24 protein-coding genes are annotated in these 25,737 nt (G+C 70.4%); 14 read left to right on the top strand and 10 right to left on the bottom strand.

What is annotated here, in order from left to right; all coding sequences use genetic code 11:
* The first annotated feature begins 41 nt into the window (after positions 1-41).
* A complete protein-coding gene (locus tag A4X16_RS14645) occupies positions 42-3,059 on the top strand; it encodes an AAA family ATPase (RefSeq protein WP_067121780.1) in 3,018 nt (1,005 codons plus the stop codon).
* 116 nt (positions 3,060-3,175) lie between these two features.
* On the opposite strand, the gene A4X16_RS14640 is transcribed toward A4X16_RS14645, so the two are convergent.
* Entirely contained in the window at positions 3,176-3,733 is a 558-nt protein-coding gene (locus A4X16_RS14640; RefSeq protein ID WP_067121778.1) for a phosphorylase family protein, read from the bottom strand.
* A 112-nt stretch (positions 3,734-3,845) separates the two neighbouring features.
* Between A4X16_RS14640 and nadE the strand changes: the two genes are divergently transcribed.
* The 3 genes from nadE to A4X16_RS14625 all read left to right on the top strand — a co-directional run bounded on the left by nadE (position 3,846) and on the right by A4X16_RS14625 (position 8,992).
* Positions 3,846-4,664: an ammonia-dependent NAD(+) synthetase gene (nadE, locus tag A4X16_RS14635; RefSeq protein ID WP_067121774.1), complete on the top strand. Its 819-nt coding sequence runs from the start codon at positions 3,846-3,848 to the stop codon at positions 4,662-4,664.
* Between the two features lie 71 nt (positions 4,665-4,735).
* Positions 4,736-8,206: a TM0106 family RecB-like putative nuclease gene (locus A4X16_RS14630; RefSeq protein ID WP_067121771.1), complete on the top strand. Its 3,471-nt coding sequence runs from the start codon at positions 4,736-4,738 to the stop codon at positions 8,204-8,206.
* A 12-nt stretch (positions 8,207-8,218) separates the two neighbouring features.
* Complete coding sequence (locus A4X16_RS14625; protein ID WP_067121768.1) at positions 8,219-8,992, top strand: hypothetical protein; 774 nt, start codon at positions 8,219-8,221, stop codon at positions 8,990-8,992.
* A gap of 5 nt (positions 8,993-8,997) precedes the next feature.
* Here the strand turns inward: A4X16_RS14625 and A4X16_RS14620 are convergent, their stop codons facing one another.
* Together A4X16_RS14620 and A4X16_RS14615 are read right to left on the bottom strand one after the other, a co-directional pair.
* Complete coding sequence (locus A4X16_RS14620) at positions 8,998-10,029, bottom strand: methionine synthase (RefSeq protein WP_157560226.1); 1,032 nt, start codon at positions 10,027-10,029, stop codon at positions 8,998-9,000.
* A 35-nt stretch (positions 10,030-10,064) separates the two neighbouring features.
* The gene (locus A4X16_RS14615; RefSeq protein ID WP_067121765.1) at positions 10,065-11,054 is read right to left on the bottom strand and encodes a putative oxygenase MesX; all 990 of its coding nucleotides are present in this window, start codon (positions 11,052-11,054) and stop codon (positions 10,065-10,067) included.
* Positions 11,055-11,176: 122 nt separating this feature from the next.
* Here A4X16_RS14615 and A4X16_RS14610 point away from each other — a divergent pair, with 122 nt between their 5' ends.
* Positions 11,177-12,154: a LysR family transcriptional regulator gene (locus A4X16_RS14610; RefSeq protein WP_067121762.1), complete on the top strand. Its 978-nt coding sequence runs from the start codon at positions 11,177-11,179 to the stop codon at positions 12,152-12,154.
* A gap of 3 nt (positions 12,155-12,157) precedes the next feature.
* Here A4X16_RS14610 and upp read toward each other — a convergent pair whose 3' ends face one another.
* Together upp and A4X16_RS17905 are read right to left on the bottom strand one after the other, a co-directional pair.
* Positions 12,158-12,790, bottom strand: a complete 633-nt coding sequence (upp, locus tag A4X16_RS14605) for a uracil phosphoribosyltransferase (RefSeq protein WP_067121759.1) — start codon at positions 12,788-12,790, stop codon at positions 12,158-12,160.
* Between the two features lie 9 nt (positions 12,791-12,799).
* Positions 12,800-12,964, bottom strand: coding sequence for a hypothetical protein (locus A4X16_RS17905; protein ID WP_157560218.1), 165 nt, complete (start codon positions 12,962-12,964; stop codon positions 12,800-12,802).
* 99 nt (positions 12,965-13,063) lie between these two features.
* Here A4X16_RS17905 and tadA point away from each other — a divergent pair, with 99 nt between their 5' ends.
* Complete coding sequence (tadA, locus tag A4X16_RS14600) at positions 13,064-13,519, top strand: tRNA adenosine(34) deaminase TadA (RefSeq protein ID WP_067121756.1); 456 nt, start codon at positions 13,064-13,066, stop codon at positions 13,517-13,519.
* 12 nt (positions 13,520-13,531) lie between these two features.
* Here the strand turns inward: tadA and A4X16_RS14595 are convergent, their stop codons facing one another.
* Positions 13,532-14,503 (bottom strand): cation diffusion facilitator family transporter, encoded by a 972-nt coding sequence (locus tag A4X16_RS14595; protein ID WP_067121752.1) that lies wholly within the window; start codon positions 14,501-14,503, stop codon positions 13,532-13,534.
* A 60-nt stretch (positions 14,504-14,563) separates the two neighbouring features.
* On the opposite strand from A4X16_RS14595, the gene proC reads away from it, so the two are divergent.
* Positions 14,564-15,403: a pyrroline-5-carboxylate reductase gene (gene proC, locus A4X16_RS14590; protein WP_067121749.1), complete on the top strand. Its 840-nt coding sequence runs from the start codon at positions 14,564-14,566 to the stop codon at positions 15,401-15,403.
* Between the two features lie 90 nt (positions 15,404-15,493).
* Here proC and A4X16_RS14585 read toward each other — a convergent pair whose 3' ends face one another.
* Together A4X16_RS14585 and A4X16_RS14580 are read right to left on the bottom strand one after the other, a co-directional pair.
* Entirely contained in the window at positions 15,494-16,165 is a 672-nt protein-coding gene (locus tag A4X16_RS14585; RefSeq protein WP_050721759.1) for a potassium channel family protein, read from the bottom strand.
* Positions 16,158-17,588, bottom strand: coding sequence for a TrkH family potassium uptake protein (locus A4X16_RS14580; protein WP_067121746.1), 1,431 nt, complete (start codon positions 17,586-17,588; stop codon positions 16,158-16,160). The genes A4X16_RS14585 and A4X16_RS14580 overlap by 8 nt, the downstream gene beginning before the upstream one ends.
* Positions 17,589-17,688: 100 nt before the next feature.
* Here A4X16_RS14580 and A4X16_RS14575 point away from each other — a divergent pair, with 100 nt between their 5' ends.
* From A4X16_RS14575 to A4X16_RS14550, 7 genes are all read left to right on the top strand, one after another.
* Complete coding sequence (locus A4X16_RS14575) at positions 17,689-18,105, top strand: ArsR/SmtB family transcription factor (protein WP_067121743.1); 417 nt, start codon at positions 17,689-17,691, stop codon at positions 18,103-18,105.
* A 288-nt stretch (positions 18,106-18,393) separates the two neighbouring features.
* The gene (locus tag A4X16_RS14570; RefSeq protein ID WP_067121740.1) at positions 18,394-18,585 is read left to right on the top strand and encodes a helix-turn-helix domain-containing protein; all 192 of its coding nucleotides are present in this window, start codon (positions 18,394-18,396) and stop codon (positions 18,583-18,585) included.
* A 182-nt stretch (positions 18,586-18,767) separates the two neighbouring features.
* A complete protein-coding gene (locus tag A4X16_RS17580) occupies positions 18,768-18,866 on the top strand; it encodes a 30S ribosomal protein bS22 (RefSeq protein ID WP_003792170.1) in 99 nt (32 codons plus the stop codon).
* An 83-nt stretch (positions 18,867-18,949) separates the two neighbouring features.
* Positions 18,950-19,252, top strand: coding sequence for a rhodanese-like domain-containing protein (locus A4X16_RS14565; RefSeq protein WP_067121737.1), 303 nt, complete (start codon positions 18,950-18,952; stop codon positions 19,250-19,252).
* On the top strand, positions 19,249-19,545 hold the full coding sequence (locus tag A4X16_RS14560) for a glutaredoxin family protein (protein WP_067121730.1): 297 nt from the start codon (positions 19,249-19,251) through the stop codon (positions 19,543-19,545). Before A4X16_RS14565 ends, A4X16_RS14560 begins: the two co-directional genes overlap by 4 nt.
* Positions 19,542-19,844, top strand: coding sequence for a Dabb family protein (locus tag A4X16_RS14555; RefSeq protein WP_067121729.1), 303 nt, complete (start codon positions 19,542-19,544; stop codon positions 19,842-19,844). The genes A4X16_RS14560 and A4X16_RS14555 overlap by 4 nt, the downstream gene beginning before the upstream one ends.
* 17 nt (positions 19,845-19,861) lie before the next feature.
* Entirely contained in the window at positions 19,862-20,515 is a 654-nt protein-coding gene (locus tag A4X16_RS14550) for a 4'-phosphopantetheinyl transferase family protein (protein ID WP_067121728.1), read from the top strand.
* Here the strand turns inward: A4X16_RS14550 and A4X16_RS14545 are convergent.
* Together A4X16_RS14545 and A4X16_RS14540 are read right to left on the bottom strand one after the other, a co-directional pair.
* Positions 20,488-21,810, bottom strand: a complete 1,323-nt coding sequence (locus A4X16_RS14545; protein ID WP_067121727.1) for a M1 family metallopeptidase — start codon at positions 21,808-21,810, stop codon at positions 20,488-20,490. The genes A4X16_RS14550 and A4X16_RS14545 overlap by 28 nt on opposite strands.
* On the bottom strand, positions 21,807-25,733 hold the full coding sequence (locus tag A4X16_RS14540; protein WP_067121726.1) for a Pls/PosA family non-ribosomal peptide synthetase: 3,927 nt from the start codon (positions 25,731-25,733) through the stop codon (positions 21,807-21,809). The genes A4X16_RS14545 and A4X16_RS14540 overlap by 4 nt, the downstream gene beginning before the upstream one ends.
* Positions 25,734-25,737 lie beyond the last annotated feature (4 nt).

The raw sequence follows: 25,737 nt of genomic DNA, 5'->3' as shown, positions 1-25,737 counted from the left end.
GCGCGCCACCGCGATTCTCCGCCCAGGGAGACGATGACCTGATGCAGCTGCACCGACTCGAGGTCGAGGGATTCGGCCCCTTCCGTGAGCGCCAGGTGGTCGATTTCGACGCCTTCGCCGACGACGGCATCTTCCTGATCGCGGGGCGCACCGGCGCCGGGAAGTCGAGCATCCTCGATGCCGTCTGCTTCGCGCTGTACGGCGGCGTGCCCCGATACGAGGGCGGCGACAAGCGCCTGCGCAGCGATCACTGCGAGCCCGAGGACGCGACCGAGGTCCTGGTCGAGTTCAGCACGCCGGGCGGTCGCTACCGGGTCACCCGGTCACCGGAGTACGAGCGTCCGAAGAAGCGGGGTGGCGGGCTGACCGTCCAGGCCTCGGCGGTGCAGCTCGACGCGCTCGTCGGCGGGGAGTGGGTCGGCCTCGCGGCCAAGGAGCGGGAAGCGGCGCACGAGCTCGACGAGATCCTCCAGCTGAGTCGAGAGCAGTTCCTCCAGGTCATCCTGCTCGCGCAGAACCGCTTCTCGGAGTTCCTCCTGGCCGGCAGCAGGGAGCGGCAGGCGCTGCTGCGCAGGCTGTTCGGCACCGAGAGGTTCGAAGACGTCCAGGCGCGCTTCGACGAGCGGCGCAGGAAGGCGGAGCAGGCGCTGGGCACGCGTCTCGCGACGGTGTCCGCTCGCCTCGACGAGGGGGAGCGGCTGGTCGCGGCGAACGATCTCGGCTCCGACGCGTCCGGCGGCGCAGAGGACGACGGCGCTGCGGGCGCGGACGACGCGGTGACGACGCGTTCGGCCCTGACGACCGACGAGCGTCTCGACTCGCTGCGGCGTGCCCTGGCGCGCGCCGACTACCGGGCGGAGCGGCGCGCCGCGGAGCGCGTCGATGCTGAGGAGCTGCTGACCGCGGCGGACGCGGCCCTCGCATCGCTGCGCGACGATCAGCGCGCGCAGACCGAACGCGATCGGGCGCGTGCCGCGCTCGCGCAGTTGGATGCCGAGGCGCCGCTCATCGCTGACGCCCGCGCGGAATGGGACGCCGCACGCGCCGCGGAGACGGTGCGCTCTCCGATCGCCCTGGCCGCCAGAGCGGCGACGGTGCGCGACGATGCGAGAGCGGCCGAGTCGCGCGCCCGTGTCGCCTGGGAGGAGCGGGGCGTCGATGTCGGCACGGACGACCTGGTGTCGTGGGTGACCGACCGCACCCGTCAGCTCGGTGCGTGGGAGCACGCCGAAGAGCTCGAGACATCGATGCCCGCCATACGTGCCGAGCTCGCCCTGGCCGCGGCAGCCGTCGAGGCGGCAGTGGAGCAGCTCGATGCGACGGACGCGCAGCGCTCGTCCCTTCCCGGACAGCTCGATCAGCTCGTCGCCGAGCGTGACGACACCCGGCGGCGCGCGGATCGGGCGGAAGACCTGGCGCGCGCGCGGGAAGCGGCGTCCGCCCGCCTCGCGGCGGCCCGACAGGTCGTCGAGCTCCAGAGCGAGCGCACGGCGGCGGATCGTCTGCTCGTCGATGCCACGACGATTCTGGCCGACGCTCAGTCGGCTCTCGCCGTCCTGCGGCAGCGTCGTCTCGACGGCTTCGCCGGCGAACTCGCCTCGGGACTGGAGGAGGGCAGCGCATGTCCCGTCTGCGGATCGCACGAGCACCCGGCCCTCGCCTCGCACACCGATCCTGTCTCCGCCGACGACGTCGAGGCCGCGGAGGCGCTGCGCGACAGCGCCGCGCGGATCGAACGCGAGGCGGCGGAGCGCGTGTCCGCGGTACGCGCCGAATTCGCCGCCGCGGTCAGCAGGGCCGACGGCAGAGAGGTCGCCGCCGCCGAGCGGGAGGCGGCCTCCGCCGTCGACGACCTCGCCGCGGCCGAGGCCTCGGCATCCCGACTGACGACGCTGGACGAGGAGATCGCGGCGTTGACGGAGCGGATCCGTCACCTCGACGACGATCGCGACGGCGCGGTCGCTGCGGTCGCTGCGGCTCGCCAGTCGCACGCCGTGCTCGACCGTCGGATCGCCGATGCGCTGTCGATCGTCGTGGACGCGCGCGGATCCTTCGATTCCGTCGCCGCCCGACGGGCTGCTGAGGTCGACGAGATCCGTGCGGCGACCGCCCTCATCGACGCGATCTCCGCTCGGGAGCGCTCCGAAGAGGCCGCCGCGGTCGCTGCGGCGGACGTGCAGCAGGCGCTCGCGGACTCGGCGTTCGACAGCGCCGAGGCGGTCGAGGCCGCGCTCCGTCCCGCCGCGGATCAGGCGGTGCTCGAATCGCGCATCAGTCGGCACGCCGTCCAACGGGAGAAGGAACGCGCGATCCTGTTCGACCTTGAGCTGCGCACGCTGCCCGAGGAGGCGATCGACCTCGAGCCCGCGGAGCAGACGGCACTCGTCGCGCGCGAGAGCTGGTCGCGAGCGGTGGATGCCGCCAGCCGTGCCACGGGCGTCGCCGAGCAGCTCGCCGCGTCGATCGCGGCCGCCGCCGACGAGCATGCCCGCACGGCGGTCGAGGCCGCAGACTTCGAGACGCTGCGGGCGCTGGCCGAGACGATCGCGGGTCGCGGAGCCAACACCCGCAAGATGACGCTCGAGACGTTCGTGCTCGCCGCGGAGCTCGAGGAGATCGTCGACGCAGCCAACCGTCGTCTGGAGGACATGTCGACGGGTCGGTACCAGCTGAGGCACTCCGACGCCCTCGCCGCGAGGGGAGCCGCGTCAGGGCTCGGCATCGTGGTCTACGACGCGTTCACCGGTCAGACCCGTCCCGCTCAATCGCTCTCCGGAGGGGAGACGTTCCTCAGCTCGCTGGCTCTCGCGCTGGGACTGGCGGAGGTCGTCACGGCGCGAACCGGCGGCATCCGCCTCGACACGCTGTTCATCGACGAGGGCTTCGGCTCCCTCGACGGCGACACGCTCGAGGTCGCGATGCGCACGCTCGACGAGCTGCGGCAGGGCGGTCGTACCGTCGGAGTCATCAGCCACGTCGACGCGATGCAGGAGCAGATCCCCGCGCAGCTCCGGGTGCGCGCGACGTCGGAGGGGCCGAGCATCATCGAGGCGCGCTGACGGTCTCCTACGGCGATCGCCGGCGACGGCCGAGCGGCTCCGATCCCGGTGATCCGGACGATCCCGACGCGGCCGCGGATGCCGTCGCGCGAGACGTGCGCTTCGTACGGGGCGGCTCAGACGCCGTATTCGCGGCGGATCACCTCGCGCAGCTGGATGCTGCAGCGCGCGATCGCCTCGCGGAAGTCGACGAGCGCGCCGTCCTCGGCGCGGTCCGAGATCGCACGGAATGCGCGGATGGGCACGCCGAACTGCTCGGCGACCCAGATGTACGCGTAGGTCTCCATGTCGACGAGCCCCGCGCCGGACGGACGGATGACGGCGGTGATCCCGGCGTCGCCCACGAAGCTGTCACCGGTGGCGATCAGCACGCCCTCCCGGCCGGTGGACACGCGGGCGGGCAGGGACACGTGCTGCCCGGGCACGCCGTCGAGGTCGAACACGTCATGCTGCAGCGCGCTGCCGATCTCGTGCACGGTCGCCTCGAGCTGCGGGTCGATGCCGCCGGCGGTCCCGACGACCACGACCTCGGAGTACTGCTTCGCGTCCAGCGCGCGGGTGAGCGCGTACACGGCCTGCATCTTGCCCTCGCCGGTGACGAGCTGGTCGAATCCCTCGAGCTCGGCCGGGAACGCCTGGAGTTCGGATGCCATCGCGGCGACGAGAAGTCTCACCCCGTCATCTTGCCAGGTGGATCCGGCGCCGCGAAGTCAAGCGCCTGCGGCCGCCGTCATCCCGATGTAACACTGGGGGAGGATACTGACGTCGAGTAGACCGGAGGAACACGTGTCCCTGCAGCAGCAGATCTCTGAAGCGCTCGGCGTGAAGGCCGACATCGATCCCGAGGCCGAGGTGGAGCGCCGCGTCGGATTCCTCGCCGACTACCTCCGCACCACCGGCGCCAAGGGCTTCGTGCTCGGCATCTCCGGCGGACAGGACTCGACGCTCGCGGGTCGGCTCGCGCAGCTCGCGGTCGAGCGGGTGCGCTCGGAGGGTGGTGACGCGACGTTCCTTGCGGTCCGTCTGCCGTACCGGGTGCAGAAGGACGCTGCGGACGCGCAGGCAGCGCTCGAGTTCATCGCCCCCGATTCGTCGGTCGAGGTCAACATCCAGAACGGTGTCGACGGCGTCGAGGCGGACATCGAGTTCGCCGTCACGAGCGACATCAGCGACTTCAACCGCGGCAACATCAAGGCGCGCCTGCGCATGGTGACGCAGTACGCGCTCGCCGGTCACGACAGTCTGCTCGTGATCGGCACGGATCACGCCGCAGAGGCGGTCACGGGCTTCTACACGAAGTTCGGCGACGGTGCCGCCGACGTCCTTCCGCTCGCGGGCCTGACGAAGCGCCAGGGACGCTCACTCCTGCTGCTGCTCGACGCGCCCGACCAGCTCGCGTACAAGGTGCCGACCGCCGATCTGCTCGACGACCAGCCCGGCCGCGCCGACGAGGACGAGCTGGGGCTGACCTACGAGCAGATCGACGACTTCCTCGAGGGGCGTCCGGTCGATCCGGAGGTCGCGGGACGCATCGAGTCGCGGTATCTCGCCACGCAGCACAAGCGCAACCTCCCGGTCACTCCCGACGACACGTGGTGGCGCTGACGACGTCTTCGCGGTGATCCCGTGTCGGATGCCACGGCTAGTGTCGAAGCATCCGAGGGAATGGGAGAATCGTGCGGATCGACACCCAGGCGCAGCGCGTCATCTGGAGCGCCAGCGACCTCAAGGCGGCCGCCGAATGCGAATTCGCCTGGTGTCGGGCGATCGACGCGAAGCTGGGGCGTGTGCCCGCTGTCGAGGAGCCCGAGGATGCGACTCTCGCGCGCGCGGCTCTGCTCGGCGACGTCCACGAGCAGAACGTGCTGGCGCGTTACACGGCCGACCTCGGCGACGACCGCGTGCACCGCGTCGCGAAGGTCTCATCCGTCGACGCCGACGCACTCGCCGCAGCCGTCGAGGAGACCCTGCGGGCGCTCCAGTCCGACGCTCTGATCGTGTTCCAGGCGGCGTTCGCCACGCCCGAATTCGTCGGCTTCGCCGATTTCCTTCGGCGCGACGACGACGGCCGGTGGCGCGTGCAGGATTCCAAGCTCGCCCGCAAGGCCCGCGTGACCGCGCTCATGCAGCTGGCGGCATACGTCGATCAGCTCGATCGTCTCGGCATCCCGCGCTCCGATGAGGTGGATCTCATCCTCGGCGACGGGTCGGTCAGCACCCACGCCGTCGACGACCTGCTCCCGCTGTTCCAGGTCAGGCGCGCCCGTCTCCGAGCGCTCATCGCCGACCGCCGCATCGACGACCCGTCCGCCGACGCGGCGCTGGCGTGGGGAGACGATCGAGGAGACCTCGAGATCGTCGCCTGCGGACGCTGCGCGACGTGCGAGGAGCAGGTGATCGCGCATCGCGATCTGCTCATGGTGGCGCGGATGCGCCCTGTGCAGCGCGCCCGGCTGCGCGCGGCGGGCATCGAGACGATCGACGCGCTGGCCGCGGCGACGGATGCGCCCGAGGGCATGAACACCGACACCTTCGAGAACCTGCGCGCGCAGGCGCAGCTGCAGCTCCGAGCGGATGCCGACGGCGCGCCCACGTACGACGTGCACTACGCGGCGGCGATCCACACGCTGCCCGTGCCGAGTCACGGCGACATCTTCTTCGACTTCGAGGGGGACCCTCTCTATACCGAGCCCGCCCCGGACGGCCATGCGCACTGGGGGATCGACTACCTCTTCGGCTGGGTCGACAACGCCGACCAGTACTCCGCGATCTGGGCGCACGACTTCGCCGCGGAGCGTGTGGCCTTCGAGCGATTCCTCGACTTCGTGAAGGTGCGCCGAGCGGCGCATCCGGGCATGCACATCTACCACTACGCCCCCTACGAGACCTCGCACCTCGTGGCGATGGCCGCCCGCCATGGGGTGCGCGAGGGCGAGATCGATCGATTGCTGCGCGAGGGCGTGTTCGTCGACCTCTACCCGCTGGTGCTGCGAACGGTGCGCGTCGGGTCGAGGTCGTATTCGATCAAGAAGCTCGAGCCGTTGTACATGGGCGAGGACGTCCGCACGAGCGACGTGCAGAAGGGCGACGACTCGATCGTGCAGTACGTCGCGGCGCGGGAGCTCGCTGCGGCGGGAGAGCAGGCCGAGGCCGACGCGGTGCTGGCCGATCTCGCGGACTACAACCGGTACGACTGCGTGTCGACGAGACGGCTGCGCAATTGGCTCATCGAGATCGCGCGCACGGAGGGCGTGAACCCGGCGCCGCCCGACGAGGCCGATGCCGTGATCTACGAGCCGTCACCGCGGTCGGTGGCGCTGCTCGCCGACGCGGCGCAGGCCGTCGAGGCGGGGGCGGACGGGCAGGTCCATCGCATCGCGGCCGCGGCGATCGACTACTTCCCCCGTGAAGCCAAGAGCTTCTGGGTGTCGCATTTCCAGCGGCTCCGCGAGCCGGTCACCATGTGGGACGGCACTCGCGACGTGGTGCGGGTGGATCACGCGACCTCGACCGTGCGGCGTGACTGGAGCGTGGGGGAGGGGCGCCGTGTCCTGTCGCGAGACGTCGAGATCCGCGGCGAGGTGTCTCCGGGCACCACGCTCGGCGTCGGCGCGCAGCCGTTCGCGCTCTATCCCTTCCCGGCGCCGTTCGACACCGAGGTGCCGTCGAGAGCCGTCCACGTGCCGCATTCCGTCACGATCGCCGAGGTGCTCGACGATGGGTACCTCGTCACGGAGACCGCCGTCCAGGGGCAGACGTGGGACGAGCTGCCGCTCGCGCTCACGCCGGCGGCGCCCCCACGTGTCGTCTCGCTGCAGGGCGCGATCGACGAGTGGGCTGACGCGGTCCACGCGGCGGCACCGGAGTTCCCCCGCGACGCCGCCACGGACATCCTCCGTCGCGTGCCGCCGCGCACGCTCTCGGGGAGCCCGCTGCCCGCCGGCGGCGACGACGCGATCGATGCGATCGTGCGAGGGATACTCGACCTGGACCGCAGCTATCTCGCGGTCCAGGGGCCACCCGGAACCGGGAAGACGTATACCGGCTCGCAGGTGATCGCCCGTCTGGTCAGGGACCACGGGTTCACCGTCGGCGTCGTCGCGCAGTCGCACGCGATCATCGAGAATCTGCTCGAGCGCGTCGTCGCCGACGGGGTCCCGGCCGCCCAGGTCGGAAAAGCTCCGAAGGATCCCTCGTCCGACCCGTCGTACACGGTGATCCCCAAGAACGGCATGGCGTCCTTCCTGGGCGAGCACTCCCCGCACGGCGCGGTCGTCGGCGGAACCGCCTGGGACTTCAGCAACACGACCCGCGTCGACCGCGGCGGCCTCGACCTGCTCGTGATCGACGAGGCGGGCCAGTTCTCGCTCGCCTCGACCATCGCGGTCGCCGCGGGCGCCCGCCGACTGCTGCTGCTCGGCGATCCGCAGCAGCTGCCGCAGGTCAGTCAGGGAGCGCATCCCGAGCCCGTCGACACCTCGGCGCTCGGATGGGTCATGGACGGGGACGCCGTCATCCGGCCCGAGTACGGGTACTTCCTGGCGCGATCGTGGCGCATGCATCCGTTCGTCGCCGCGCCCGTGTCGACGCTCGCCTACGCGGGGCGCCTCGCGTCGGCGCCCGGCACCGAACTCCGGTCGCTCGAGGGCATCGATCCGGGGCTGCACGTCGTGCCGCTGCGCCACCGCGGCAATGCCACGCAGTCGCCCGAAGAGGCAGCGCAGGTGGTGGCGATCGTGCGCGACCTGGTCGGGCGCGCCTTCACGGACAACGATCCGGATGCCACGGTGCGGCCTCTCGGCCAGAGCGACATCATCGTCGTCGCTCCCTACAACGCGCAGCGTCAGTTCGTCCATGACGCGCTCCTTGCAGCGGGGTTCCCCGATGTCCCCGTCGGCACGGTCGACAACTTCCAGGGGAAGGAGGCGGTGGTGTCCATCACCACCCTCGCGGCGTCGAGCGGACGCGACGCCCCGCGCGGGCCCGAGTTCCTGCTTCTGGAGAACCGGCTCAACGTCGCGATCTCGCGGGCACAGGTCGCCGCGTACTTGATCCACTCGCCGGCCCTGCTCGACGACCTTCCCCGCACCCCTGAGGGAGTCGCGCGGCTCAGCGCCTTCGCCCGCCTCGTGGGCGCGGCGAGCTGAGAGGGAGCGCCCATGCATACGACCGACGACATCCTGCGCGCATCGGCGGCCTGGGTGTGGTTCCCGCGCGACAGCGAGCAGGAGAAGAGCCTCCTTCAGCTGGTGCGGTATCCCGCTCGGTTCGGCGGCGGGGTGCGAGGGTCGCAGGTCGACTCCGATGCCGATGCCGATGCGGCCATCGTCCTCGACCACGCCATCGATCGCACGAGGGCCTGGGGGGAGAGCGAGCTGCGCTTCTGGACCAACGCGTCGGATCGACCCGATCTCGAGGGCGAGCTCCGACGACGCGGAGCCGAGCACATCGACACGGTCGCGGTCTTCGCGCGCCCGCTCGACGGTGCGACGGTCGACGTCCCGCCGCATGTCCGGGTCGAGGTCGTGCGCACGCTCGATCACGTCCGTGAGGTCGAAGCGATCAACGTGCCGGTATGGAGGCAGCAGCCCCTCGACGACGACGGTCTTCGGGTCGAGCTCGATGAGGTCACGTCGGCGCTCGCCGCCGGGACGCAGGTCCGTGTGCTCGCGCGCCTCGACGGACGGGCCGTCAGCACCGGCGGGTGCACGATCGTCGACGGCTTCACCCGACTGTGGGGCGCCGCGACGCTCGAGGATGCTCGCCGACGCGGCGCCTACCGTGCGGTGCTCGCTGAGCGGCTGCGCGTGAGCGCCTCCCTCGGGGCGACGACGGCGCTCGTGAAGGGGCGGACCGCGACGTCGGCCCCGATCCTCGCGAGAGCAGGATTCACCCACTACGGCGACGAGCGGGGCTATCGCCTGACCGTCTGACAGCGTCAGGCGCCGCGGAGCTCCTCGCGGACGATGCGCGCCCCTGCCGACAGTGCACTCATCTTCTCGAGGGCGACCTTTCGCGGCAGCGGAGCCATTCCGCAGTTCGAGCTCGGGATGAGCAGGTCGGCGTCCACGAACCGCAGCGCGCGGCGCAGGGTGTCGGCGACCTCCTCCGGCGTCTCGATGGTCTCGCTCGCCACGTCGATGGCGCCGAGCATCACCCTCTTGCCGCGGATGAGCTCGATGAGGTCGAGCGGCACATGCGAATGGTGGCTCTCGAGTGAGACGGTGTCGATGGACGACCGCTGGAGCAGCGGGAACGACTCCTCGTACTGTCGCCACTCCGCACCGAGCGTGGCCTTCCAGTCGTTGTTCGCCTTGATCCCGTAGCCGTAACAGATGTGGACCACGGTCTCGGCGCGCAGCCCCTCGGCCGCCCGTTCGAGGGCTGCCACACCCCAGTCCTTCATCTCGTCGAAGAACACGTTGAACGCGGGCTCGTCGAACTGGATGATGTCGACGCCCGCGGCCTCGAGCTCCTTCGCCTCCTGATTGAGGATCGTCGCGAACTCCCACGCGAGCTTCTCGCGGCTGCGATAGTGGCGATCGGAGAGCGTGTCGATCATGGTCATCGGGCCGGGCAGAGCCCACTTGATCGGCCGGTCGGTCAGCTGACGCAGGAAGGCCGCATCCTCGACGAAGACAGGCGCGCGGCGGCTCACGGCTCCCACGACGGTCGGCACGCTCGCGTCGTAGCGGTCGCGGATGCGGACGGTCTCACGGTTCTCGAAGTCGACGCCGTCGAGATGCTCGATGAAGGTCGTGACGAAGTGCTGACGAGTCTGCTCGCCGTCGCTGATGATGTCGATCCCCCGTCGACGCTGCTCCTGCACGGCGGCGCGCAGAGCATCCTGCTTGCCCTCGACGAGAGCGTCGCCCTGCAGCTCCCACGGAGACCAGAGCACCTCGGGCCGCGCCAACCAGGCGGGCTTCGGCAGACTGCCGACGATGGCGGTGGGCAGCAGCGCCTGCACAGCGGTCTGTGCCAGGGGCGTCGGTGACAGAGCGGTCATCGGACCGGCGCCGGGTAGGAGGCGGCCCACTGATCCAGCACGCGGCGATGCGGCGTGACGAAGTGCTCCTCGGCGTAGCGCCCCTGCGTGACGGCGAGTCGGCTCCGCTCCTCACGGTCGTAGGTGATCTCCGTCCGCTCGTAGTCCTGCTTCTCGAGCGTGGGGCGGTAGACGCTGTCGGCGACCGCCGTCGCGTTGTAGATCTCAGGGCGGTAGATCTTCTGGAACGTCTCCATCGTGCTGATGGTGCCGATGAGCTGCAGATCGGAGTAGTCGCTCAGGAGATCGCCGCGGAAGTAGAAGGCGAGCGGTGCGACGCTGCCCTCCGGCATGAAGTAGCGCACCTGCAGGCCCATCTTCCCGAAGTACTCGTCGGTGAGCGAGAAGGCGTCCTGCACGTACTCGACACCGAGCACGGGGTGGCGCTCGCCCGTGCGGCTGTACGTCCGGCTGGTGGAGACGCTGATGCAGATCACGGGTGCCGACGGGAACCGCTCCCGATACGCTTCGGACTCGAGGAAGTGCTGGAAGAGCTTGCCGTGCAGCACTCCGAAGTCGTCGGGGGTCGTGAACGGAGCCCCGGAGGCGTTCGCAGCGGGGAGCACGACGCTGAAGTCGTAGTCGCGGAGGTACGACGAGAAGTTGTTCCCCACGATCCCCCGATGGCGCTCGCCGGTCTCGCGATCGACGATGTGGATGTCGAGCACCTCGATGACGGGAAGGTCCTCGTCCGCGCCATCCGCGAAGCGCAGCTGCACGGAGACGATGTCGAGCTCCACCGTGTAGCGGTCGGCGTCGGGGTTGTCGACGTGTGCGAGCTCGTTGAACCTGCGGTCGATCATCGACAGCGCGTTTCGGAGGTTCTGCTGGCGGTGCTCGCCTCGGGCGAGGTTCGCGAAGTTCGTCGTGATCCGAGAACTGTCCGACGGCGCGTAGTCCTCGTCGAAGCGCGTGGTGGTGATGCTGAACGTGATCTCGTTCGCCATGAGGGGCCAATCCGGGAGGGGAGAGGCCCATGCGGCCTCGATGAAGCGGTGATCTCATCGTGCAGTCATCCGCGGGTCATCGGGTAATTCGGCTCCACTATGCGGTGTTATAGCATTCGCCTATGGCTCGACGACCGAGCGGCATCACGCTGCAGCAGCTCCAGTACTTTATCGAGGTCGCCGCCGAGGGCTCCATCACTGCCGCGGCCGACGTGCTCTACGTGGCGCAGCCCACGATGTCCGCCGCAATGAAGGACCTCGAGAGCCGGGTAGGACGCGACCTCCTGACCCGCTCGGCCCGCGGGGTCACGCTCACCACCGACGGCATCGAGTTCCTCGGGTACGCCAGGCAGGTCGTCGAGCAGGCCGACCTCCTCGAGCAGCGCTACCTCGGGCGGCCCCCGTCACGTCGCCTCCTCGGGGTCTCGACGCAGCACTACTCGTTCGCGGTCGACGCGTTCGTCCGCATGGTCAGGGCCACGAGCGCGGCGGAGTACGAGTTCTCGCTGCGGGAGACCCGGACGTGGGACATCATCGAGGACGTGCGCACGCTGCGCAGCGAACTCGGCATCCTCTTCCGCAACGACTTCAACCGCAACGTGATCGACAAGCTGCTGCGCGATTCCGGCCTCGCCTTCCACCCGCTCTTCATCGCGGAGCCGCACATCTTCATCTCCCGCCGCAACCCGTTGGCCTCTCGGCGTCGGGCGACCCTCGACGATCTCGTCGGCCTGCCGCGGCTCACGTTCGACCAGGGCGCGAACAACTCGTTCTACTTCGCGGAGGAGATCCTCTCGACCCTCTCGAGCGCGCAGGAGATCCGCGTCTCCGATCGAGCGACGATCTTCAATCTCATGATCGGCCTCGACGGCTACACGATCTCGACGGGCATCATCAGCGACGACCTCGACCCCGAGATCGTCGCCGTGCCGCTCGACGTCGACGAGCGCATCGAGATCGGATGGGTGGGACGCACGGCCATCCCGCTCACCGAGCAGGCGCAGCGTTACCTCGCCGAAGTGCGTGATGTCGTGGCCGGTTTCGGCGTGGCGCTGCTCGACGAGAGCGCGTCCGATCGGGGGACGCCGCGCGGCGTCTGACGGTCAGACGGTGCCGTAGAGGCGGTCGCCGGCGTCGCCGAGACCGGGGACGATGTAGCCCTTCTCGTTGAGCCGCTCGTCAAGCGCGCCCAGCACGATGGTCACATCGCGGTCGCCGACCAGCTCCTCGATCGCCGCGAGGCCCTCGGGAGTGCCCAGCAGGCAGATCGCCGTGACGTCCTTGGCGCCGCGGTCGAACAGGAACTGGATGGCGACGGCCAGGGAGCCTCCCGTGGCCAGCATCGGATCGATCGCGAAGCACTGACGGTCGCTCAGGTCCTCGGGAAGCCGCTCGGCGTAGGTCGTCGGCTCGAAGGTCTCCTCGTCGCGGACCATGCCGAGGAATCCGACCTCGGCGGTCGGGAGGAGCTTGACCAGGCCCTCCAGCATCCCGAGTCCGGCGCGGAGGATCGGGACGACGATCGGTCGCGGTTCGGAGATCTTCACGCCCATGGTCGTCGTGACCGGCGTCGTGATCTCGATCGGGCTGACCTTCACGTTGCGCGTCGCCTCGTATGCAAGGAGGGTCACCAGCTCCTCGGTCAGCTGCCGGAAGACCGGCGACGGGGTGCGCTGGTCGCGCAGCACCGAGAGCTTGTGGGTGACGAGGGGGTGGTCGGCGACGTGAACACGCATGGATACAGGCTAATGCGCCGCACGCTCGCGCACGACATCGGCCGTGCGGGCGGCGAGCGTCGCCGCCCTGCGCCCCCGCCACTGCGCGTTCGACCTCGCCGCGATGATCGCGGTGGCCGCCGACGCGAGGAGGGGACCGAGGGACACGAGGAGGATGACGACGAGAGGTTCCATGACTCCACGGTACGAAGCCGGATGCCGGAGCGGATCCCCCGCGCGGCGGAGCGTCGCTCCTCCATGAGGGGGAGGGAGCGGCTGTCGTAGGCTCGACGCATGACCGCCGCCGACCTCGCCGCCATGCGCCGCGCGCTCGAGCTCGCGACCGACGCGGCAGCGGCGTCCGAGATCCCGGTCGGCGCGGTGGTGCTGGACCCGGAGGGCCGCATCGTCGCCGAGGGGCGCAACGACCGAGAGCTCACCCACGACCCGACCGGCCACGCCGAGGTCCTGGCGCTGCGCGGCGCCGCGGCATCCCTCGGCTCCTGGAACCTCGCCGGTCACACCCTGGTCGTGACGCTCGAGCCCTGCATCATGTGCGCCGGCGCGATCCTGCAGGCGCGCGTCGGCCGCGTCGTGTTCGGTGCGTGGGACGACAAGGCCGGGGCCGCCGGCTCGATGTACGACGTGCTCCGCGACCGCCGTCTGCCGTATCGCACGGAGGTCGTCGGCGGTCTGGAGGCGGACGCGTCCGCCGCGCTGCTCCGGGAGTTCTTCGAGACCCGGCGCTGACCGCGAGGAGGGTCAGTCCGAGGACTTCAGCACGAAGACGTCGGTCGACGGCTCCGGATCGATCGAGGGGCGATACACGTCCGGCTCGATGTAGATGACGCGGGCGATGGGGAGCGCCTCGCGGATCCGCGCCTCGATCGCATCGATGTCGCCCGCTGCCTCGCGCAGCGGCTTGTCGGCGTTGAGGGCGATCTTCGCGGCGACGAGGAGCTCGTCGGGACCCAGGTAGAGGGTCTTCATGTGGATGATCTTCTCGATCTCGTCGCCGGCGTTGATCGCGTCGACGATGCGGTCGTGGTCGGCGAGCGTGGCGCCCTCGCCCACGACCAGGCTCTTCGTCTCGACGCCCAGCACGATGGCGATGAGGACGAGCAGCGTGCCGATCATCAGCGTGCCGACGGCGTCGAAGACCGGATTACCGGTGATCACGGTGAGACCGACGCCGAGGAGGGCGAACGAGAGACCCGTGAGCGCACCGACGTCCTCGAGCAGCACGACCGGGAGCTCGGGCGCCTTGGCGCGGCGCACGAACGACACCCACGACTGCCCCTTCTCGCGCACAAGGTTGCTCTCACGCACGGCGGTGCGCAGCGAGAACGACTCCAGACCGATGGCCACGAAGAGCACGACGATCGGCAGCCACCACCAGGTCTCGTCGAGCTCATGCGGATGGGTCAGCTTGTCGACGCCTTCGTAGATGGCGAAGAGGCCGCCGACGGAGAACAGGATGATCGACACGACGAACGCGTACACGTAGCGCTCGCGGCCGTATCCGAACGGGTGTGCCCGATCCGCCTCGCGCTTCGCCTTCCGTCCGCCCAGCATGAGCAGCAGCTGATTGCCGGAGTCGGCGACGGAGTGGATGGCCTCGGCGAGCATCGACGCGGAGCCCGACAGCGCCCACGCGACGAACTTCGCCAGCGCGATGCCGAGGTTGGCCAGGAATGCCGCGATGATCGCCTTGCTGCCGCCCGATGCACTCATGCGTCGAGTCTAGATCCGCTCGTCCGCCGGCACCGGGTGAGCCCGCCGTAGGATGACGACATGTCCGATTCGCTCCCTGCTCTCGCGTTCCTCGGTGCCGGTTCGATGGGAGGCGCGATCCTCCGCGGCGTCGTCGCCTCCGGCATCCCCGTCGACGGGGGGATCACCGCGACCAATCGCACGGCCGAGAAGGCTCAGGCGCTGCACGACCTCGACGGCGTCACCAGCATCGCGCTGTCGGAGAACGCCGAAGGGAACGCGGATGCCGTGCGCTCCGCGCGCATCGTCCTGGTCGGGGTGAAGCCGGCCATGGTCCCCGACCTGCTGCGCGAGATCGGGCCGGCGCTCGCCCCCGACGCGATCGTCGTGAGCCTCGCGGCCGGGGTGACTCTCGCGACGTTCGCCGAGGTCCTCGGCGCCGACGCCCGCGTGATCCGCTCGATGCCGAACACTCCGGCGACGGTCGGCAAGGCGGTCACGGGGCTCGCGACCGGCGCCGCGGCATCCGCCGACGACCTGGCGCTCGTGCGCCGCCTGTTCGAGACGGTCGGTGCCGTGGTCGAGGTGCCCGAATCGCAGATCGACGCGCTCGGCACGATCTCCGGGTCCGGACCCGCTTACGTGTTCCTCCTGATCGAGGAGTTCACCAAGGCCGCCGTCGGCATGGGATTCGACGAGGGCGACGCCCGCCTCATGGTCGAGCAGACCTTCATCGGCGCGACCGCGCTGCTCGACGCGTCGGGCGAGGAGCCGGAGGAGCTCCGCCGCAGGGTGACGAGTCCGAAGGGCACCACCGAGCGAGCGATCGCCGTCCTCCAGGCCGCGCACCTCGAGCGCACGTTCGCCGAGGCCGCAGAGGCCGCGCTCGCGCGGTCTCGGGAACTCGCCGCCGGAGCCTGACGTGCGACTGGGGAATGATCCCGGCATCCGTCACCGTCGGCGCGACGTCCGTCGCCACGGCGCCGCTCGACGATCGCGGCCCGGCGACGATCAGCGGTCGAGCGACGCGAACCGCTCGATGTCGCTGTTGGTGCCGGAGACGATGATCAGGTCGTGATTGGTGACGATGGTGTTGGCCTCCGCGTAGCGGAAGGGCTTGCCCGGGCTCTTCACCCCGACGACGGTCACCTTGTACTTGCTGCGCACACCGGATTCGTTGAGGCCGACGCCGCGGATGAACTTCGGCGGGTACATCTTCGCGAGCACGAAGTCGTCGTCGAAGCGGATGAAGTCGAGCATGCGGCCCGAGACGAGGTGCGCGACGCGCTCACCGGCCTCGCGCTCGGGATAGATGACGTGGTTCGCTCCGACGCGGGCGAGGATCTTGCCGTGCGACTGCGAGACGGCCTTCGCCCAGATCTGCGGGACCTTCAGGTCGACGAGGTTCGCGGTGATGAGCACCGAGGCCTCGATCGACGAGCCGACCGCGACCACGGCGACCTGGAAGTCCTGTGCGCCGATCTGGCGCAGGGCGTCGATGTTCTTCGCGTCCGCCTGCACGGTGTGCGTCACCCGGTCGGACCACTTCTGCACGAGCTCGAGGTTGTCGTCGATCGCCAGCACCTCGCGGTCGAGGCGATCGAGCTCGCCCGCGCACGCGGCACCGAACCGGCCGAGGCCGATGACGAGGACGGGAGCGTCGCCCCGGAGGACTTCAACCAACGATGGGCCTTTCCACGGGCAGTGAGTAGTACTGCGTTCGCGATGTCGCGGCGACCGCCGCTGCGAGTGTCACTGTACCAACGCGCCCCATGAAGATGGTGGCGGCGAGCACGTAGGCGCCCGCGTCAGGCAGCTCCGCCGTGAGTCCGGTCGAGAGACCCACCGTCGCGAACGCGGAGATCACGTCGAACAGCACGCGACTGATGTCTCCCTTGGTGATCTGGGCGATGACGATGGTCGACAGGGCGACGATGGTCGCGCCCCACGCCACGACGCTGAGCGCGACGCGCTGCACGTCACTGGGGATGCGGCGGCCGAACGCCTCGACCGACTGACGTCCCTTCGCCTCCGACCACACGGCGATGGCCAGCACCGCGAGGGTGGTGACCTTGATGCCGCCGGCGGTCGACGCCGAACCGCCGCCGACGAACATCAGCATGCTCGCGGCGAGCAGCGACGAGCCGTTGAGGTCGTCCATCTCGATGACGTTGAATCCGCCCGAGCGGGTCATCGCCGACAGGAAGAACGCCTGGAAGGTGGTGTCGGCGGCATCCATCGATCCGAAGGTCTTGGGGTTGTCGTACTCGAGGATGAGGAAGACCGCCGCGCCGAGGACGAACAGCAGCACCGTGGTGACGAGGGTCAGCTTGGTGTGCAGCGACCACTTCTTCACGTGCCACACGTGCTTGGCGAGCGTGTAGATGACGGGGAAGCCGATGCTGCCGAGGAAGACGCCGACCATCAGCAGGAAGAGCACGAGGTAGTCGTCCGCGAAGACGGCCACGCCGCCGGCGTTCGGAGCGAATCCCGTGTTGGTGAAGGCCATCGCCGCGAAATACGGGGCCTCCCACAGCGCCGCGACGGGTTCCACGCCCGCCATCACCAGTGCCGGATACAGGAGCACCGCGAGGACGCCCTCGATGATGAGGGCCGAGACGGCGACGGTGGTCAGCAGCTGACCGACCTCGCCCAGGCGCACGGTCTGACTCTCGTTGACCACGCCGCCGTGGGCTCGGAGCGGGTTGGTGTCGCCCGCGGCCATGAGCTTCGCGCGCAGCCCCAGACGCTTGGAGATCAGCATCCCCATCAGCGACGCCAGCGTCAGGACGCCGAGAGCGCCGATGTTGACGCCGACGAAGATGAGGACGTGCCCGAACGGGGACCAGTGCGTCGCCATGTCGACGGTGGAGAGACCGGTCACGCAGATGGTGGACACGGCGGTGAACAGCGCGTCGGCGAGCGGAGTGACCGTGCCCGTCGCGGATGCGATCGGCAGCGACAGCAGCACCGTGAAGACGAGGATCAGGAGCGCGAAGATCACGATCGCGAAGCGAGAAGGCGACGACGTGACGATGTGCTTGCCCCACGACGCCGCGTTCTCCAGCCGCTGTCGGGGTGACGAGGGCGACACGATGCCCGACATCGCAGCCCCCTTCGATCCGTGCACCGCATCCCGGCAGCGCGGCGCCGTTCGCCGAGCCTTCGTCATGGTACTCCGTGCCGGGGGAGACTACCCTGATCACATGACGGACATCTTCGACGTGATCGCAGACGGTACGAGGCGAGACATCCTCCAGCTCCTCCTGCGACGCACGACCGAAGGTGAGGCCGGCACCAGCGTGAGCCAGATCGTCGCCGATCTCGGGATCAGCCAGCCCACGGTGTCCAAGCACCTCAAGGTGCTGCGCGAGGCGGAGCTCGTCAGCGTCCGTGAAGACGGTCAGCGCCGGTTCTACAGTCTGGCCGTCGCGCCGCTCGAAGCGGTGGACGACTGGCTCGTGCCGTTCCTCATGGACGCCTACGGAGACGACGCCCCCGACATCGACTACCCGGGTCAGCCGCTGCCCGACGGCGCCGCGCACGCCGCCGAGGTCGTCGGCCGCGCCGCGGCGTCCGCGAAGCACGTCGTCGCGACGGCGCTCAAGCGACTCGGCGCCTGACCGCACCGACGCAGTTCGCCCCCGGCGATCCGGGGGGCAGGTCGTCGGGGGCGAAAGCGCGGACCCCAGTCCGCGTGGACTCGAACGGTGCCATGTCGAGTCGTGCCGCCAGTCTGATCGACCATCCTGAGCGCCTCCGGGGCGTCGTCTATGCTCCGGCTGAGACGCCGGCCGCCGGACGACCCGACGGTCGATCGGAGGTCTCATTGATCACACGAGTCACGCGGGTTTACACGCGTCCCAGCTTGCACATAGAGTGTGTCCACAATCGAGAAAGGGGTACGTGGGATGCCCGAGGTTCCAGAAGTCCGGTTCCTTACGGTGGCTGAGGTCGCCGAGCTCATGCGCGTGTCGAAGATGACGGTGTATCGGATGGTGCACGCTGGGGAGCTGCCCGCCATCCGCTTCGGTCGGAGCTTCCGAGTCCCGGAGTCGTCCGTCGCCGACGCCATGCAGCGTCCGATCGCCGACGTGGGCTGACCCCGGACGAGCGGCCCGTGGACACGCCCTCGTCCGGCGCCTCATGGTCACGGATCGCACCGACGAGTGAGCGCGTCCGGCGCACGCGCTCGGGTTTGCTAGAATGATCCGAGGCATTTTCCGTGCCCGTACCCGGGTGTCCGCACTGTGCGACGCCCAGCCCCTGACTTAGTGAGGTTTCCGTGGGTTCTGTCATCAAGAAGCGCCGCAAGCGCATGGCGAAGAAGAAGCACCGCAAGCTGCTTCGCAAGACTCGCCACCAGCGCCGCAACAAGAAGTAAGCGGCCAGACACCGAGCGCCTGTCTCCGGACGGGCGCTTTGTGTCTCCCGCCGCGATTCCGACCCTCTGTCGCAGGAGCAGCCATGAAGTCGATCACCGTCACCGAGCTCGCCGAGCGCTCGAACACCCCGCTCATCGATGTGCGCGAGGTGCACGAGTTCGCCGCGGGACACGTCCCCGGCGCCGTGAACATCCCGATGTCCGAGATCGGCGACCGCCTCGGCGAGCTCCCGTCCGAGGCGTTCGACGTGATCTGCCAGGCGGGCGGACGGTCGGCGCGTGTGGTCGAGGCGCTCGAGAGCCGCGGCTACGACGCCACGAACGTCGAGGGCGGCACGGGGGAGTGGATCGCGCAGGGCCGCGAGGTCGAGGTGCCGTCCGCGTGACGACGCTGACGCTCATCGGCAAGCCCGACTGCCACCTGTGCGATGTCGCGTCGGAGATCATCGACACCGTCGTCGCCGAGCTGCCGGATGCCGCTGCCGAGCGCATCGAGATCGTCGAGGCGTCGATCCACGACGACCCGGCGCTGTTCGACCTCTGGTGGGAGAAGATCCCGGTCGTGCTCATCGACGGCGAGCTCCACGCCCACTGGCGCCTCTCGGCCGACCGGCTGCGCGACGCGCTCGAGGACGCGGTGCGCGCCGACGCCCTGACCGACACGAAGGAGTCGCGATGACCATCCGTCACGTCGTCAGCTGGAAGCTGGCCGCCGAGGGAGCCGAGGAGCGCGCGGCGCACGCGGCGGAGATCGCTCGCCGTCTGAACGCGCTCGACGGCGTCGTCCCCGGACTGCTGTCGATCTCGGTCGGCGCGAACACTCTGTACGCCGATGCGAACTGGGACGTCGCACTCGTCGCGGACTTCCCCTCGGTCGCCGAACTGGAGGCGTATCAGGTGCATCCCGCGCACACCGAGGTCACCGGATACGTGCGCTCCGTGGTCGCGTCGCGCGTCGCGGTCGACTTCGAGGTCTGACCGGACAGGGTCGGCGCGTGGCCGACACGGGCGCGGGGCGCCTCTCCTGGCGGGATGCCGTCGTGCGATGGGCGCCCGCCGTCCCCGCCGGCGGCTTCACGGAGCGCGATCTCGCCGCGATGGGCGAGGGGCAGTCCGCACGCCTGGCCGAGCTGCGCGGCGCGCGCGCCGAGGCCTTCCTCGCCGGACGCGCCCTTCTCCGTGACGTGGTGAGCGAGCTGCGCGGCGAACCCGGCGTCGTGATCGACAGCCGCTGCGATCGGTGCGGACGGCACCACGCTGCTCCGCGCACCGACGGCGTCTCGATGAGCGTCAGTCACGCCGACGGACTCGTCGCCGTGGCCGCGGCGCCATGGCCGGCATCCGTCGGGGTCGACCTCGAACCGGCATCGTCCGCGTCCAGGGTGGCCGAGATCGCCGCGCTCTTCGCGCCGTCGGAGGTTCCCGACCTGGCCGGCTGGACGCGCATGGAGGCGGCATTGAAGGCGGATGGCCGCGGACTCGACGTCGATCTCGCGGCGGTGCGGATGCATGCGGACCCGTCCGCGCCCGCCTCAGCACCGGAGCGGGCCACGACGTGGTCCGTCCTCCTGCCCGGGCGGTCGACGACGATCACAGCGACGACGATCGCGGGCCCAGCGGGTCACACGCTCAGCGTCGCCCTCGGCTGACGACCGCTGCGCGGGAGGCTCGGGAGCGGGAGCTCGTCGATCCAGGTGCGCACGAGCGCGCGTGCGCCGTCGCCGGCCCCGTCGACGAGGCCGAGGAAATCGTCGGTGGTGGCCGCGAGACCCGCGAAGCGGGACGTCCACTCCTGCACGAGACCGAAGAAGGCATCCGCTCCGATCGTCAGGCGGAGGGCGTGCAGCGTCAGCGCCCCGCGCTTGTAGACGCGGTCGTCGAACATGTCGGCAGGGCCCGGATCGGACAGCATCAGGTCCTGCGGGAGGGCTCGGAGCTGGGCGTGGTGCGCGACCGCCTGCGCGTGCGCCGTCGGTCCGCCCGCCGCCTCCGACCACAGCCACTCCGCGTAGCAGGCGAACCCCTCGTTCAGCCAGATGTCCTGCCAGCGCGCGACCCCGACGCTGTTGCCGAACCACTGGTGCGCGAGTTCGTGCGCGACGAGCCGCTCGCTGCCCCCGACGCCGTCGACGTGATTCGCCCCGAAGATGGCCATCCCCTGCGCTTCGAGCGGGATCTCGAGGTCGTCGGCGGTCACGACGACCTTGTAGGACTCGTAGGGGTACGGGCCGAAAGCCGCGACGAACGTCTGCATCATGTCGGGCAGCCGTGCGAAGTCCGCGCGCACCCGAGGAGCGAGAGCGCGCGGGTGGTACAGCCGACCCGGGATTCCGGCGAGGTCCACGCGGTCGTCCGCGTACTGCCCGATCTGCACCGTCATGAGGTACGTCGCCGTGCGGACGGGCTGCTGGAAAGTCCATCTGGTGCGTCCGCGCTGCGTCGATCGGGTCGCCTCGCCGCCGCTGACGACGGTGTACTCGGGGTCGGCGGTGATCTCCAACCGGTACGTCGCCTTGTCGGAGGGGATGTCGTTGCACGGGAACCAGGTGGGCGCGCCGGTCGGCTGCGACGCCACCAGCACCCCGTCTTCGAGCTCCTCCCAGCCGAGGAGGCCCCAGCGCGTGCGTCGCGGCGCGGGGGCACCCGCGTACTCGACCACCACCGTGAGCTCCTCGCCGCTCTCCCGGTCCGCTCCGAAGACCACCTTGAGGCGGCGCGCGTCCTGACGGAACGACGCGCGACGATCGCCGGTCACGCGGACCTTGGTCGCCTTGAGCCCGACCAGATCGAAGGAGATGTGCGATGTCCGCTCCGCGAGCTGCAGCCGGATCGTCGCCGTGCCGGAGAGGCGGTTGGTGGTGACCCGGTAGTCGACGGCGAGGTCGTAGTGCAGCACCCCGTAGCGGCGGTCGCCGCTGTGCGGGGTGTAGGGGTCGACGGTCATACGTCCGAGGCCTGGTACGAGCGCACCTTGACGGCTCGCCACGGTCCGATCGGGTTGCCGCTCCAGCGGCTCCCGACGGGGACGAGCTCCCCGCGCATGACCAGCGACGCGGGGCCGACGGTGGCGTCCGCGCCGATCGTGGCGGCGGGCAGGATGACACTGTGCGGACCGAGGGTCGCACCGTTCTCGAGGGTCACTGCGTCGATGCTCATCACACGATCATGGAACAGATGGGTCTGAACCACACAACCGCGGTTGACCGTCGCGCCGTCGCCCAGGGTGACGAGGTCCGGTTCCGGAAGCCAGTAGCTGTCGGTCCACACGCCGCGGCCGATCTTCGCACCGAGAGTGCGGAGCCAGATCGCGAGCGCAGGCGTCCCCGCGGCCGCGTTCGCGAACCAGGGAGCCGCCAGCATCTCGGTGAACGTGTCGGAGACCTCGGTGCGCCATACGAAGCTCGACCACAGCGGATGCTCGCCGGCGCGGATCGGACCGACGATCAGCCACTTCGCGGCGGTGGTCACCAGGGCGGCGACCGCTCCCGCGGCGAGCATCACGACACTCGAGAGCAGGACGGCCGCGCCCAGACCCCAGGTCTCGACGATCGCCGCGAGGGTGAGCAGCACGGCCAGGCCGAGCGCACACGTCACGATCACGGGGACGATGCGGCCGAGCTCCCACAGCGCGCGGGCGACGCGCAGGCCGGGACGGGGCCGATAGGTGCGCTCGAGGTCGGCGTCGTTGACGACGCGACGCAGCCGTGAGGCCGGCGAGCCCAGCCACGACGATCCGGCCTTCGCCTTGGGCGGGGCGACCGACAGCACGGCGACCAGCCCGTCCTTCGGGACGTTGTGGCCGCCGGCGGCGAGACCGGAGTTGCCGAGGAAGGCCCGCTTGCCGATGCGGGCCCTCGCCAGCCGCATCCACCCGCCCTGCAGCTCGTACGTCGCGACCATGGTGTCGTCGGCGAGGAACGCGCCGTCGGCGATCGTCGTCAGCTTCGGGATGAGGAGCACGGTCGACGCCTCGACGTCGCGTCCGACGTCGGCGCCGAGCGCTCGCAGCCACATCGGGGTGAGGATGCTGGAGTAGAGCGGGAACAGGAACGTGCGGGCCGAGTCGAGCAGACGCTCGGTCGTCCACGCCTGCCAGGCGATGCGGGAGCGCACCGGGTGCACGCCCTCGTGGAGCCCGATCCCGAGGAGGCGCACCAGACCGAGGACCAGCAGCGCGAAGACCGCGCCGGCCACCAGCACCGCCGGAACGAGGAGGGAGAGCATGCCGGGCAGCGCACCGGGCAGGGTCTCCGCCCCGCGCATGCCCGCCGCCAGCACCAGCGCCCCGGCGGCCAGCGCGACGATCGGCAGCGCCCCCAGGAGCGCGGACGACGCGGCGTACGCCCACAGCCAGCGCGTGCGGCTCGGCGGTCGACCGGGGGCGAAGGGCGTCGAGGTCCCGCCCACGCGGGCCGCGGGAGAACCCGCCCAGCGCTGACCGGCGCGCACGCGGCCGAAGACGGCGGATCCGGGCGCGATCTCGGCGCGTCGACCGATCCTCGTGCCGGGCGCGAGCGTGCTGCGCGCTCCGATCGTCGCGTCGGCGCCGATGCGGATGCCGCCGATGCGCACCGTGTCGCCGTCGATCCAGTAGCCGGTGAGATCGACCTCCGGCTCGACCGACGCTCCGGCGCCGATCTCGAGCATCCCGGTGATCGGCGGGATGGTGTGGAGGTCGACGTCCTTGTGGATGCGGGCGCCGAGCGCGCGGGCGTAGTAGACGACCCAGGGTGCGCCGGCGAGACCCACCGGATCGACCTGCTGCGCGATCTGCTCCGCGAGCCAGAGCCGCAGGTGCACGGCTCCGCCGCGGGGGTGGTCTCCGGGGCGCACGCCGGCCAGCAGCAGCCGCGCGGCCACGGCGGCGATCGTCATCTTGCCGAGCGGCGTGGCGAAGAGCACGAGCCCGACGAGGAGCGTCCACCCGGAGACCTCGGGGAGGACGTAGAAGCCGGGGAAGAGCCGCAGGATCCAGCTCGCGGTCAGGAGGAAGAGCAGCCAGCGGATGCCGGTGAACACGAACAGCGGCAGGCCGGCGAGCGTCTGCACCCACTGCATCCGTCTCGGAGTCGGCGCAGGCGTGCTGAAGACCCGTTCCTCGGGGTCGTCGTCGGCGTCCTCCTCGACGGCGTCCGCCATCTGACGCAGGCGCGGCAGATCGTAGACATCGGTCATCGTGAACTCGGGGGCTCGGGTGCGCAGCCGCGAGACGAGCTGGGCGGCGGCGAGCGAGCCGCCCCCGAGCTGGAAGAAGTCCGCATCCTCGTCGTCGGGTCGTACCCCGAGCACGGCGAACCACTGCTCCGCGAGCCATGCTGCCGTGCCCGAGAGGGAGGAGGCGCCCGCGTCGCCGGAGTCGAGCGGCCACGGAAGCGCGGCCTTGTCGACCTTGCCCGAGGTCCGCACGGGGAGGTCGTCCACCGTGGCCAGCAGCGGGATGAGGGGGGCGGGCAGGGTCTCGGCCAGTTCGCCGCGCGCCACCTGGCGGTCGAAGCCCTCGTCGGGGACGACATATCCGACGAGCAGCGGCATCCCCGCCTCGCTCTTCTGCACGACCACCGTCGCCGCCGAGACCGAGGTCAGGGCCTGCAGAGCCGCCTCGACCTCGCCGAGCTCGATGCGCCGCCCGCCGATCTTGACCTGGTCGTCGGCGCGTCCCTGGAAGACCAGGCCCTCGGGATCGAATCGGACGAGGTCGCCGGAGCGATACGCGCGCTCCCAGCCGAGGGAGGGCATCGGCGCGTACTTCTCGGCGTCCTTCGCCGGGTCCAGATACCTGGCGAGTCCGACGCCGCCGATGATGAGCTCGCCGGGCTCGCCGTCGGCCACCCGCTCGCCCGCGGCGTCGACCACCGCGAGAGACCACCCGTCGAGCGGGAGCCCGATGCGCACGGGACCGGTGCCGTCCATGAGCGCGGCGCACGCGACGACGGTCGCCTCCGTCGGGCCGTAGGTGTTCCAGATCTCCCTGCCGTCCGCTGCGAGTCGGGCGACGAGTTCGGGCGGGCACGCCTCGCCGCCGAAGATCAGCAGTCGGACGTTCTCGATCGCGTCCTGCGGCCACAGCGCGGCGAGGGTGGGGACGGTCGAGACGACGGTGATGCCGTGACCGAGCAGCCACGGGCCGAGGTCCTCGCCGGAGCGGACGAGCGCCCGCGGCGCCGGCACCAGGCAGGCACCGTGTCCCCACGCGAGCCACATCTCCTCGCACGACGCATCGAACGCGACCGAGAGGCCCGCCAGCACGCGGTCGCCGGGACCGAGCGGCGCGTCCTGCAGGAACAGCCGCGCCTCGGCGTCGACGAACGCGGCGGCGGAGCGGTGCGACACCGCGACGCCCTTCGGGACGCCGGTCGATCCCGAGGTGAAGATGATCCAGGCGTCGTCGTCGATGCCAGGGGGCGTGACGACGGGCTCCGCGGAGGTGCTCGGATGCGGATCGGCGCTGCGGAACAGGGGCGTCGGCGGCGAGGCGTCGGCCGGACCGTAGCCGGCGTCGGTGATGACTCCCGCGACGTGCGCCTCGCCGAACACCAGGTCGGCGCGCTCCTGCGGATCGTCGGCATCGACCGGGACGTAGGCCGCGCCCGCCGCCATCGCGCCGAGGATGCCGATGTAGAGCTCCCGGCGTCCCGATGTCATCCGGATGCCGACGCGGTCCCCCGACCGCACCCCGGCGGCGTGCAGGTCGGCGGCGGTCCGCCATACGCGTGCCAGTAGCTCTCCGTAGCTCAGGGCGCCGTCGGCGTCTTCGATAGCCGAGGCATCGGGATGCCGCGCCGTGGTGTCGCGCAGGACATCGATCAGTGTGCGGGGAGCGGGGGCGGCGGCGCGTCGATCCAGCGCGTCCTGCGTGACGTTCGACAACGAC

The organism is Microbacterium sp. H83, assembly GCF_001650405.1.
Taxonomy (GTDB): domain Bacteria; phylum Actinomycetota; class Actinomycetes; order Actinomycetales; family Microbacteriaceae; genus Microbacterium.
This window is presented reverse-complemented; position numbering and strand designations above follow the sequence as displayed.

What these genes read in the sequence shown, in the direction of transcription:
- A4X16_RS14645 (WP_067121780.1), top strand. Translation starts at nt 42, where the DNA reads ATGCAGCTGCACCGACTCGAGGTCGAGGGATTCGGCCCCTTCCGTGAG.
- A4X16_RS14625 (WP_067121768.1), top strand. Translation starts at nt 8,219, where the DNA reads ATGCATACGACCGACGACATCCTGCGCGCATCGGCGGCCTGGGTGTGG.
- A4X16_RS14615 (WP_067121765.1), bottom strand. Translation starts at nt 11,054, where the DNA reads ATGGCGAACGAGATCACGTTCAGCATCACCACCACGCGCTTCGACGAG.
- A4X16_RS14610 (WP_067121762.1), top strand. Translation starts at nt 11,177, where the DNA reads ATGGCTCGACGACCGAGCGGCATCACGCTGCAGCAGCTCCAGTACTTT.
- upp (WP_067121759.1), bottom strand. Translation starts at nt 12,790, where the DNA reads ATGCGTGTTCACGTCGCCGACCACCCCCTCGTCACCCACAAGCTCTCG.
- A4X16_RS17905 (WP_157560218.1), bottom strand. Translation starts at nt 12,964, where the DNA reads ATGGAACCTCTCGTCGTCATCCTCCTCGTGTCCCTCGGTCCCCTCCTC.
- tadA (WP_067121756.1), top strand. Translation starts at nt 13,064, where the DNA reads ATGACCGCCGCCGACCTCGCCGCCATGCGCCGCGCGCTCGAGCTCGCG.
- A4X16_RS14595 (WP_067121752.1), bottom strand. Translation starts at nt 14,503, where the DNA reads ATGAGTGCATCGGGCGGCAGCAAGGCGATCATCGCGGCATTCCTGGCC.
- proC (WP_067121749.1), top strand. Translation starts at nt 14,564, where the DNA reads ATGTCCGATTCGCTCCCTGCTCTCGCGTTCCTCGGTGCCGGTTCGATG.
- A4X16_RS14580 (WP_067121746.1), bottom strand. Translation starts at nt 17,588, where the DNA reads ATGTCGGGCATCGTGTCGCCCTCGTCACCCCGACAGCGGCTGGAGAAC.
- A4X16_RS14575 (WP_067121743.1), top strand. Translation starts at nt 17,689, where the DNA reads ATGACGGACATCTTCGACGTGATCGCAGACGGTACGAGGCGAGACATC.
- A4X16_RS14570 (WP_067121740.1), top strand. Translation starts at nt 18,394, where the DNA reads ATGCCCGAGGTTCCAGAAGTCCGGTTCCTTACGGTGGCTGAGGTCGCC.
- A4X16_RS14565 (WP_067121737.1), top strand. Translation starts at nt 18,950, where the DNA reads ATGAAGTCGATCACCGTCACCGAGCTCGCCGAGCGCTCGAACACCCCG.
- A4X16_RS14555 (WP_067121729.1), top strand. Translation starts at nt 19,542, where the DNA reads ATGACCATCCGTCACGTCGTCAGCTGGAAGCTGGCCGCCGAGGGAGCC.
- A4X16_RS14545 (WP_067121727.1), bottom strand. Translation starts at nt 21,810, where the DNA reads ATGACCGTCGACCCCTACACCCCGCACAGCGGCGACCGCCGCTACGGG.